Here is a 9,430-nt window from a genome sequence, read left to right as displayed (position 1 = left end):
CCTCATGGCCCGCCGCCTCACCGGCGAAGCCACCCCCAACTGGCGCGGCACCTGAACCCGGGACCAAACACACCTCCACGGACCAAACACTCAGTTAGTCATCGGGGGTTCTGCCGTGCTGCCGAGGGGGGAGTTCACGTTGCCCGGTGAGGGGCGCCGTCAGGTGGTCCAGGGTACCGGTGAGGGTCAGGAGCCGATCCAACTTCGCGGTGCGGTCGTCCAGGTGGAGTCGGACGCCGGCCGCGCTGGTCCTGCGGTGGATCATCAGCAGGATCGAGAGCCCCATGGAGTCGATGACATCGAGCCCGGCACAGTGCAGGTGCAGGTCGCCGAGGCGCGGGTGTCCGGCGAGCTTGTCGGTGACAGCGTGCAGGAGATGGTCGGCGTTGTCGTGGTCGAGATCGCCGTGGAGCTCTATACGGACGGTGTCCTCGGTGTCGACCGTGGTCAGGCGCAGGGGAGAAGGTGGCGTGGTGGTCATGCTGACTTTCCGGCGGTGGTGCGGCGATCGGGCGTGAGTGCGTCGATGCCGTGTTGGAGGGTCCGGGTGGCTCTGGGGAAGTCCTTGAGCTCGCGGGTCAGGATGCTCAGGGCCGGCGGCAGGCTGCGCGCGGGTACGCCGCGGGCGGTGAGGATCTGGGCGGTCCAGGTGATGAACCGGGTGAAGAGGTCCTCGTCGCCGAGGTAGAGGGCGGTGGCGAGGAATTCCACGATGTGCGAGAGGTCTTCCGCGGTGCGTTCACGCTGCGCTTCGCTGTACGTGCGCATGGCGGGGAACGCGTCTTCGAGGGCGGTGAAGACGGTGCGCACGAGAGTGGTCCTGCTGTGGGAGACCATCGTGTATTCCTGGTCGTCCAGGTGGGGCAGATCGTCGATGGGCTGGTGATCGGGCTGCGGGCGCGGCAGCGGTGTCCGGGCGAGGCGGTCGGCCGCTGCTCGGGCGTCAGGAGCCCAGGCGTCGGCACCGAGCAGACGGGCATACCTGCCGTCGGGTCCGAACGCGGCTCCGCCGGCGAGTACGGGTACGCCGACGGCCTGGCAGGCGGTGATCGCGGCGTGCGCGGTGGGCAGCCGGGCCGCGATCGAGCTGGAGAGCGCGACCACGTCGGTGTCGGTGCGGTGCAGGTGGGCTATGAGGTGCGGGGCGGGCACCTGCGCGCCGAGGTAATCGACGTGCCAGCCGCGGAGCTTGAAGACCTCGGCCAGCAGGCGCGCGGGCAGTGCGTGCCATTCGCCGTCCACACAGGCCACTGTGACCCTGCCCCGGTCCGGGGTGGTGCGAGCGGCCGGGTGCACGGAGAGCGCGGCCACCGCCCGCTCGTTGATGGCGGTCGCGGCGTGCTCCTGGGCCACGGTGAGGCGGTTGGCGGCCCACTCCTCACCGACCTTGCCCTGCACCGACGCGATCACGTCGAGCAGCACACTCTCCGGTGCGACGCCGTCGTCCAGAGCGTGCAGCACCACGTCGGTTGCCGCGTATTCGTCGGCCGCCGATACGGCTTCCCACAGCTCGGCGGCCAGTTGCCGGACTGTTTCGCCGGCCGTCGGCCGGTGTGGGGTACGGGTCTTCATGCGGTGTACCTGCCCCGAGTGTGGCCGTTCACCGCACTGAGATAGTGGGTGCGGGGCGCTGAGATCACCACGACGGCCATGTCGTCGTGCCGCCCCGTTCCGACCCACTGGGACGCGAGCATCTGGACACGCTCCACGATGCCCGCGGACGGCATACCCGCGCACTCCGTAAGGACACGCTGGAGCCGCTTCTCACCGAACTCGGCCCCGCCCATCGGCCCGCCCTTGGCCTCGGTGATCCCGTCGGTATAGAGGACGCAGGACTCCCCGGGCGCGAGCGTGACAGCAGCGGTGTGCGCAACGGCTTCGGGGATCGCCCCCACCAGCGTGCCGCGCGTCTCGGCCTCTTCCACCACACCACTTGTACGGACGATCAGCGGAGCCGGATGACCGGCACTGGTCAGCCGCAGGTTCACCCCGCTGCCCTCCCGTACGGCAGAAGCCAGAACCAGCGTGGCGAACCGGGTGTGATGGGAATTGACCAGAGCGGTGTTCAGCAGGCTGATCATCTGCTGGTGGTCATCCGCGAGGGGAAGCAGGGCATGCAGGGTGTTGCGGATCTTTCCGGTCAGCACGGCGGCTTCAAGACCCTTGCCGCAGACATCCCCGAGCGCCACGAACGACGCTTCGCCTTCGGCGGCGGCGGGGTGCACGTCGTAGAAATCCCCTCCGATCCGTTCGTGGTCCTCCGACGGGCGGTAGCCGCCTGCGAAATCCACCCCGGAGATCTGGTGCAGCGAGGGGGGAAGCAGTTCGCGCATCAGGACCTCGGTGATCGAGATCTGCTCCGCGTACAGGCGCGCGGCCGACATGGCGGCTCCGGCGCGCGTGGCGAACAGCCGGGCGAAGACTTCCTCACCATCGGTGAACGCCGCCGTACTGGAGCGGCGCAGCAGGACAAGAGCGCCGGCTGCGACGCCGTGACCGGGCAGTGGGGTGATCACTATCGAGCCGACAGGACCGAAGCCCTCGGGCACCATCCAGGCCGGTGCGACGGAGGGATCGATCCATCGCGACGGCACCGGCGGGAAGCCCCGCAGCGCCTCGCCGAGACCGGGCACATCGTCCGGTTCCGCCGACTCCTGCGACCGGACGGGCCCGGCGCCGCGCAGACACGTCACCACCGGCAGTCGCTGCCCGCGCGAGGGAGCGATGACCAGTGCCGCATCGGCGAGGTGCTCCGCGGCCAGCTGCGCGGTCACATCCATGCAGCGCTCCAGGTTCAAGGAGGAGAGCAGCAGGTTGGACGCCTTGGCCAGGAACTCGGTCCGCTCACGCTCCATGCGCAAGGCGTCGCGCACCAGTCGGTGGTCGGTGTCATCGACCAGCCACCACACCACGGTGCCATCGTCCTGCACGCTGGAATGCGCCTCGAAGCTGCGCTCGCTGATCGCCCCCGAGACCGGTGTGCCCGCCGCTCGGTCGGCGCGCCCATCAGGCATTCCCAGCGCGTCATGCGCTGCGGAGAGCCAGGTGGGGACCACGTCCGTGAAGACGGCTCCCGGGCAGGCCCCGGGCAGGAGCGCACCGGCCGCATCGCTGCGCAGCACGATGGTGCCTCCGACGTCAGCGACGAGCACGGGGTAGGGAGCACGGCTCAACGGTGTGCCGTGCTCTGAGGCGGCGCCGATCTGCGTTTGGGGAGAGACCAAAAATTGAGGACTCGCTGGGCGAATCCCTCACCTCATCGACTCGAAGGAACGTTGCCGTTGAGCAACCATCCCTCAAGCCATACTCGTCTGGCAACCAGCACTTGCACCCGCGAAATCGTGTCGCTGCAAAGGAGTTTGGAGGCCCCGAATCGGGACACCCCATCAGGGCGACCCGCCTGACGGGTGCCCGGACCACGGGGCTGGCTTGACGTTCTTCATGGTGAAGTGCGAAGTGGTCCGGGTGAGCCGTGTCTCACCAGGGCTGCCCCACTTGTTTATGCAACGAGTTGCATAGCAGGATCGGGGCATGGCGCTAGAGCACGCGATCCTCGTCTCGCTGCTGGAAAAGCCGGGCTCCGGATACGAGCTGGCCCGGCGGTTCGAGCGGTCCATCGGCTACTTCTGGACTGCCACCCACCAGCAGATCTACCGCGTGCTCAAACGCATGGAGAGCGACGGATGGATCGACGTCCGCGAGGTGCCGCAGCAGGCACGGCCGGACAAGAAGGAGTACTCCGTCGCCGCCATCGGGAGGTCCGTACTCTCCCAGTGGCTGCACGAGCCGATCGAGCCCGAGAGTGTGCGACACGAGCTCGCCGTGAAGATCCGCGGTGCCGCCTTCGACGACCCGGCCGCACTGGTCCGCGAGGTCGAGCGGCACCGCCAGGCGCACACCGACCGCCTCGCGCGCTATCTCGCGGGGGAGCGGCGTGACTTCACCGGACCCGATGCCGATGCGCCCGCCACGCCCGATGCCGGGCGTGAGCTGCAGCATGTCGTGCTGCGCGGCGGCATCGCGTACGAACGGATGACGCTCGCCTGGCTCGACGACGTACTCGACACCCTCCGCAGACTCGGTCCCGCGGACTGAACCGGCCCTCCCCACCGCCCCTCACCGCCGAAACCTCCCCAACCTCCCGAGCCGGAAAGGCGAACACTCATGGCCGACCCGCTGCTGTTCAACCCGCGCACCTACGACCCGAAGCAGTTCGACCCCGAGACCCGCAGGCTGCTGCGCGCCACCGTCGACTGGTTCGAGGCCCGCGGCAAGCGCCAGTTGATCGAGGACTACCGCACCCGCGCCTGGCTGGCGGACTTCCTCGACTTCTCCGCCAAGGAGGGTCTCTTCGCGACCTTCCTCACCCCGGCCTCCGCGGCCGAGGGGAAGCAGGACGCGCGCTGGGACACCGCGCGGATCGCCGCCCTCAACGAAATCTTCGGCTTCTACGGACTCGACTACTGGTACGCGTGGCAGGTCACCATCCTCGGCCTCGGCCCGGTCTGGCAGAGCGAGAACGAGGCTGCCCGTACCCGCGCGGCGGAACTCCTCTCCCAGGGTGAGGTGTTCGCCTTCGGCCTGTCCGAGAAGACCCACGGCGCCGACATCTACTCCACGGACATGCTCCTGGAGCCCGATGGCGACGGCGGCTTCCGGGCCAGCGGCTCCAAGTACTACATCGGCAACGGCAACGCGGCCGGACTCGTCTCCGTCTTCGGCCGCCGCACCGACGTCGAGGGCCCCGACGGCTACGTCTTCTTCGCCGCCGACAGCCGCCACGAGTCGTACCACCTCGTCAAGAACGTCGTCGATTCGTCGAAGTACGTCAGCGAGTTCCGCCTCGAGAACTACCCGGTCGGTCCCGACGACGTGCTGCACACCGGCCGCGCCGCCTTCGACGCCGCCCTCAACACCGTCAACGTCGGCAAGTTCAACCTCTGCACCGCCTCGATCGGCATCTGCGAGCACGCGATGTACGAGGCCGTCACCCACGCCACCGGGCGCATCCTCTACGGCCGCCCCGTCACCGCCTTCCCGCACGTGCGCCGCGAGCTGACCGACGCGTACGTCCGTCTCGTCGGCATGAAGCTGTTCAGTGACCGCGCCGTCGACTACTTCCGCTCCGCGGGCCCCGACGACCGCCGCTACCTGCTCTTCAACCCCATGACGAAGATGAAGGTGACCACGGAGGGCGAGAAGGTCATCGACCTGATGTGGGACGTCATCGCCGCCAAGGGCTTCGAGAAGGACACCTACTTCGCCCAGGCCGCCGTCGAGATCCGTGGCCTGCCGAAGCTGGAGGGCACCGTCCACGTCAACCTCGCGCTGATCCTCAAGTTCATGGGCAACCACCTGCTCAACCCCGTCGAGTACGCACCCGTGCCGACACGGCTCGACGCGGCCGACGACGCGTTCCTCTTCAAGCAGGGACCGGCCCGCGGCCTCGGCTCCGTACGCTTCCACGACTGGCGCACCGCCTACGACGCGTACGCCGATGTGCCCAACGTCGCCCGCTTCCGCGAACAGGCGGACGCCCTGTGCGAGTTCGTCACGACGGCAGCCCCCGGCGAGGAGCAGAGCCGCGACCTCGACCTCCTCCTGGCGGTCGGCCAGTTGTTCGCGCTTGTCGTGCACGGCCAGCTGATCCTGGAGCAGGCGCGCCTGACCGGCCTCGACGGGGACGTGCTCGACGAGCTGTTCGCCGTTCTCGTACGCGACTTCTCCGCGCACGCCGTCGAGCTGCACGGCAAGGACTCCGCCACCGAGGAGCAGCAGAGCTGGGCCCTCGGCGCGGTGCGGCGCCCGGTCGTCGACGACGCGCGCTCGGCACGGGTGTGGGAGCGCGTCGAGGCGCTGGCCGGGGAGTACGAGATGGCGCCGTAGCCCCCCTCGGGGCGCGAGCCGGGGCGGCGGGGCAGCGGGCGCGGGTCAGGCGGCGAAGACCTGGGTGTCGTCGGCGAACGCCTTGAACTCCAGGGCGTTGCCCGCCGGGTCGAGGAGGAACATCGTCCACTGCTCGCCCTGTTGGCCCGCAAAACGTACGTACGGCTCGATGACGAACTCGACGCCTGCCGTACGCAGCCGCTCGGCGAGCTTCTGGAACTCCGGCACGGGCAGGATCAGTCCGAAGTGCGGCACGGGGACGTCATGGCCGTCGACCGGGTTGTGCAGGCGCTGCGCGGGCTCCGGTGCCAGGTGTGTGACGAACTGGTGGCCGTGCAGATTCCAGTCCACCCAGGTGTCCGCGCTGCGTCCCTGCTCCAGGCCGAGCACCTCGCCGTAGAAGAGACGGGCCGCGGCCAGGTCGTCGACCGGCACGGCCAGGTGGAACCGCGGGACGGGGGAGTGGGGAACGGTCATGGTGCGCCTCCAGTGACGGGTGTCCGGACTCCTTACGGGTGCCCGGACCGTGCCGCGTTGCTCAGCCGGACGCGGCGCAGTCCGGGCACATTCCCCGGTACGTCACCTCGGCCGCGGAGACGGTGAAGCCGAACCGCTCCGAGGCGGGCAGCGCGGACAGCGGGTCGCCGCCGGGGTGTACGTCCTTGATGGCGCCGCAGCCCGAGCACACCAGATGGTGGTGGGGGTGATGGGCGTTGGGGTCGTACCGCTTCGCGCGGCCGGTGGACACCTCGATCACCTCGCCGAGGGAGACCAGCTCACCGAGGGTGTTGTAGACCGTGGCGCGAGATATCTCCGGCAGCCGGGCCGTGGCACGGGCGAGCACCTCGTCAGCGGTCAGGTGGACGTGTTCACCGTCGAACACCTCGGCGACCACCCGGCGCTGCGCGGTCATCCTCCAGCCACGTCCGCGGAGCCGTTGCAGAAGATCGCTCATGCCTACCAGCCTAACTGTGCATTGTCTGACGACTGAATTCGTACGGACCCGTCTGTCGTATTGACTTGGACTTCGTCCATCGTAGGATCAGTTCCGGCCGACGGCCAAGGGACAGGGCAACAGCAGGGAACAGCGCGTGACTTCAGGAGACGGGTCCGTCCGGCCCGGCATCCGGTACCCCGCTCACGGAGAAGCAGTCCGTCGAGCAGGCGGGCGTTCCAGGCCTGGAACTGAACCAGGAACCCGCTCTGTTGAAGAATCCCGCCCGCTGCCGCACCCCCGTCGCCCCCGACTGCTCTGCCGTTCGCAGTTCCTGAGCACCGTGATCCGCCCCGTCCGGAAGGATTCCCATGACTGACAACCATGACGCGATCGTCACCGACCCCGAGCCGGAAGGGACCGGCGGTTGCCCGGTCGCCCACGGTCGCGCACCGCACCCGACCCAGGGCGGTGGAAACCGCCAGTGGTGGCCGGAGCGGCTCAACCTGAAGATCCTCGCCAAGAACCCCGCCGTGGCCAACCCCCTGGGCGAGGAGTTCGACTACGCCGAGGCGTTCAAGTCCCTCGACCTGCCGGCCGTGAAACGGGACATCGCCGAGGTCCTCACCACCTCGCAGGACTGGTGGCCCGCCGACTTCGGCAACTACGGCCCGCTCATGATCCGCATGGCGTGGCACAGCGCGGGCACGTACCGCATCAGCGACGGCCGCGGCGGCGCCGGTGCCGGGCAGCAGCGCTTCGCCCCGCTCAACAGCTGGCCGGACAACGTCAGCCTCGACAAGGCCCGCCGGCTCCTTTGGCCGGTGAAGAAGAAGTACGGCCAGAACCTCTCCTGGGCCGACCTCATGGTCCTCACCGGAAACGTCGCCCTGGAGACGATGGGCTTCGAGACCTTCGGCTTCGCCGGCGGCCGCGCCGACGTCTGGGAGCCCGACGAGGACGTGTACTGGGGCCCCGAGACCACCTGGCTCGACGACGAGCGCTACACCGGCGACCGCGAGCTGGAGAACCCGCTCGGCGCGGTCCAGATGGGTCTCATCTACGTCAACCCCGAGGGCCCCAACGGCAACCCGGACCCGGTCGCCGCGGCCCGCGACATCCGCGAGACGTTCCGCCGCATGGCGATGAACGACGAGGAGACCGTCGCGCTCATCGCCGGTGGCCACACCTTCGGCAAGACCCACGGCGCGGGCCCGAGCGAGAGCGTCGGCGACGACCCCGAGGCCGCGCTCATGGAGCAGCAGGGCTTCGGCTGGAAGAACACCCACGGCACCGGCGTGGGCAAGGACGCGATCACCAGCGGTCTCGAGGTCATCTGGACCACCACCCCCGCGCAGTGGGGCCACGACTTCTTCAAGCACCTCTTCGAGTACGACTACGAGCTCACCCAGAGCCCGGCGGGTGCGAACCAGTGGGTGGCGACGAACGCCGAGGCGATCATCCCCGACGCCTTCGACGCGTCGAAGAAGCACCGCCCGCAGATGCTCACCACCGACCTGTCGCTGCGCTTCGACCCGGTCTACGAGCAGATCTCGCGGCGTTTCTACGAGAACCCGGACCAGTTCGCGGACGCGTTCGCCCGCGCCTGGTACAAGCTGACGCACCGTGACCTGGGCCCGATCGTGCGCTACCTCGGCCCGGAGGTGCCCGACGAGGTGCTGCTGTGGCAGGACCCGCTGCCGGCGGCCGAGGGCGAGCCGGTCGACGCCTCGGACATCGCATCGCTCAAGGAGCAGATCCTCGGCTCGGACCTCACCACCGAGCAGCTGGTCTCCGCTGCCTGGGCCGCGGCGTCCTCCTTCCGCGGCAGCGACAAGCGCGGTGGCGCCAACGGCGGTCGTATCCGCCTGGAGCCGCAGCGCAGCTGGGAGGTGAACAACCCGGACGCCCTCGCGCAGGTCCTTCGCACGCTCGAAGGCATCCAGTCGTCCTTCAACTCCGGTGCCAAGAAGGTCTCGCTGGCGGACCTGGTCGTCCTCGGCGGCTCCGCGGCGGTCGAGAAGGCGGCCAAGGACGCAGGTGTCCAGGTCGAGGTGCCGTTCACGCCGGGCCGTGTCGACGCCGCACAGGAGCAGACGGACGTCGAGTCGTTCGCCGCGCTCGAGCCGACCAACGACGGCTTCCGCAACTTCGTCGGCAAGGGCAACCGTCTGCCGGCCGAGTTCCTGCTGATCGACAAGGCGAACCTGCTGACCCTGAGCGCGCCCGAGCTGACGGTCCTCGTCGGCGGTCTGCGCGTCCTGGGCGCCAACCACGCCGGGTCGAAGCACGGAGTGTTCACGGACAAGCCGGGCACCCTGTCGAACGACTTCTTCGTCAATCTGCTCGACATGGGCACGACCTGGAAGTCGACGTCCGCGGCGCAGGACGAGTTCGAGGGCCGTGACGCGAGCGGCGCGGTCAAGTGGACCGGCACCCGCGCCGACCTGGTCTTCGGCTCGAACTCCGAGCTGCGTGCGCTCGCCGAGGTCTATGCGAGCGATGACGCCAAGGAGAAGTTCGTCAAGGACTTCGTCGCGGCATGGGACAAGGTCATGAACCTCGACCGGTTCGACCTGGTCTGAGTTCTCTGATCACGATGTCAGGGTC

At 68.9% G+C, this 9,430-nt stretch carries 8 protein-coding genes; 3 read left to right on the top strand and 5 right to left on the bottom strand.

The window, feature by feature from the left end:
* Positions 1–94: 94 nt before the first annotated feature.
* Genes ACFQ7F_RS43590 through ACFQ7F_RS43580 form a run of 3 tightly spaced genes read right to left on the bottom strand, consistent with a single transcriptional unit; the run spans position 95 to position 3,173 of the window.
* On the bottom strand, positions 95–481 hold the full coding sequence (locus ACFQ7F_RS43590) for an STAS domain-containing protein (protein ID WP_383284524.1): 387 nt from the start codon (positions 479–481) through the stop codon (positions 95–97).
* Positions 478–1,572, bottom strand: coding sequence for a B12-binding domain-containing protein (locus tag ACFQ7F_RS43585; RefSeq protein WP_383284521.1), 1,095 nt, complete (start codon positions 1,570–1,572; stop codon positions 478–480). The genes ACFQ7F_RS43590 and ACFQ7F_RS43585 overlap by 4 nt, the downstream gene beginning before the upstream one ends.
* Positions 1,569–3,173, bottom strand: coding sequence for a PP2C family protein-serine/threonine phosphatase (locus ACFQ7F_RS43580; RefSeq protein WP_383284518.1), 1,605 nt, complete (start codon positions 3,171–3,173; stop codon positions 1,569–1,571). The genes ACFQ7F_RS43585 and ACFQ7F_RS43580 overlap by 4 nt, the downstream gene beginning before the upstream one ends.
* A 358-nt stretch (positions 3,174–3,531) precedes the next feature.
* Between ACFQ7F_RS43580 and ACFQ7F_RS43575 the strand changes: the two genes are divergently transcribed.
* Positions 3,532–4,095, top strand: a complete 564-nt coding sequence (locus ACFQ7F_RS43575; RefSeq protein WP_383284515.1) for a PadR family transcriptional regulator — start codon at positions 3,532–3,534, stop codon at positions 4,093–4,095.
* Positions 4,096–4,164: 69 nt separating this feature from the next.
* Positions 4,165–5,886 (top strand): acyl-CoA dehydrogenase family protein, encoded by a 1,722-nt coding sequence (locus ACFQ7F_RS43570; protein WP_383284512.1) that lies wholly within the window; start codon positions 4,165–4,167, stop codon positions 5,884–5,886.
* Positions 5,887–5,931: 45 nt separating this feature from the next.
* Here the strand turns inward: ACFQ7F_RS43570 and ACFQ7F_RS43565 are convergent, their stop codons facing one another.
* Together ACFQ7F_RS43565 and ACFQ7F_RS43560 are read right to left on the bottom strand one after the other, a co-directional pair.
* Positions 5,932–6,363 (bottom strand): VOC family protein, encoded by a 432-nt coding sequence (locus ACFQ7F_RS43565; RefSeq protein ID WP_383284509.1) that lies wholly within the window; start codon positions 6,361–6,363, stop codon positions 5,932–5,934.
* A gap of 61 nt (positions 6,364–6,424) precedes the next feature.
* Positions 6,425–6,841 carry a Fur family transcriptional regulator gene (locus ACFQ7F_RS43560; protein ID WP_383284506.1) on the bottom strand — a complete coding sequence of 139 codons (417 nt, stop codon included), beginning with the start codon at positions 6,839–6,841 and terminating at the stop codon, positions 6,425–6,427.
* Positions 6,842–7,191: 350 nt separating this feature from the next.
* Between ACFQ7F_RS43560 and katG the strand changes: the two genes are divergently transcribed.
* Positions 7,192–9,405, top strand: a complete 2,214-nt coding sequence (gene katG / locus ACFQ7F_RS43555; RefSeq protein WP_383284503.1) for a catalase/peroxidase HPI — start codon at positions 7,192–7,194, stop codon at positions 9,403–9,405.
* Positions 9,406–9,430 lie beyond the last annotated feature (25 nt).

Source organism: Streptomyces sp. NPDC056486 (assembly GCF_042795295.1).
GTDB lineage: Bacteria > Actinomycetota > Actinomycetes > Streptomycetales > Streptomycetaceae > Streptomyces.
This window is presented reverse-complemented; position numbering and strand designations above follow the sequence as displayed.

What these genes read in the sequence shown, in the direction of transcription:
- ACFQ7F_RS43590 (WP_383284524.1), bottom strand. Translation starts at nt 481, where the DNA reads ATGACCACCACGCCACCTTCTCCCCTGCGCCTGACCACGGTCGACACC.
- ACFQ7F_RS43585 (WP_383284521.1), bottom strand. Translation starts at nt 1,572, where the DNA reads ATGAAGACCCGTACCCCACACCGGCCGACGGCCGGCGAAACAGTCCGG.
- ACFQ7F_RS43575 (WP_383284515.1), top strand. Translation starts at nt 3,532, where the DNA reads ATGGCGCTAGAGCACGCGATCCTCGTCTCGCTGCTGGAAAAGCCGGGC.
- ACFQ7F_RS43570 (WP_383284512.1), top strand. Translation starts at nt 4,165, where the DNA reads ATGGCCGACCCGCTGCTGTTCAACCCGCGCACCTACGACCCGAAGCAG.
- ACFQ7F_RS43565 (WP_383284509.1), bottom strand. Translation starts at nt 6,363, where the DNA reads ATGACCGTTCCCCACTCCCCCGTCCCGCGGTTCCACCTGGCCGTGCCG.
- ACFQ7F_RS43560 (WP_383284506.1), bottom strand. Translation starts at nt 6,841, where the DNA reads ATGAGCGATCTTCTGCAACGGCTCCGCGGACGTGGCTGGAGGATGACC.
- katG (WP_383284503.1), top strand. Translation starts at nt 7,192, where the DNA reads ATGACTGACAACCATGACGCGATCGTCACCGACCCCGAGCCGGAAGGG.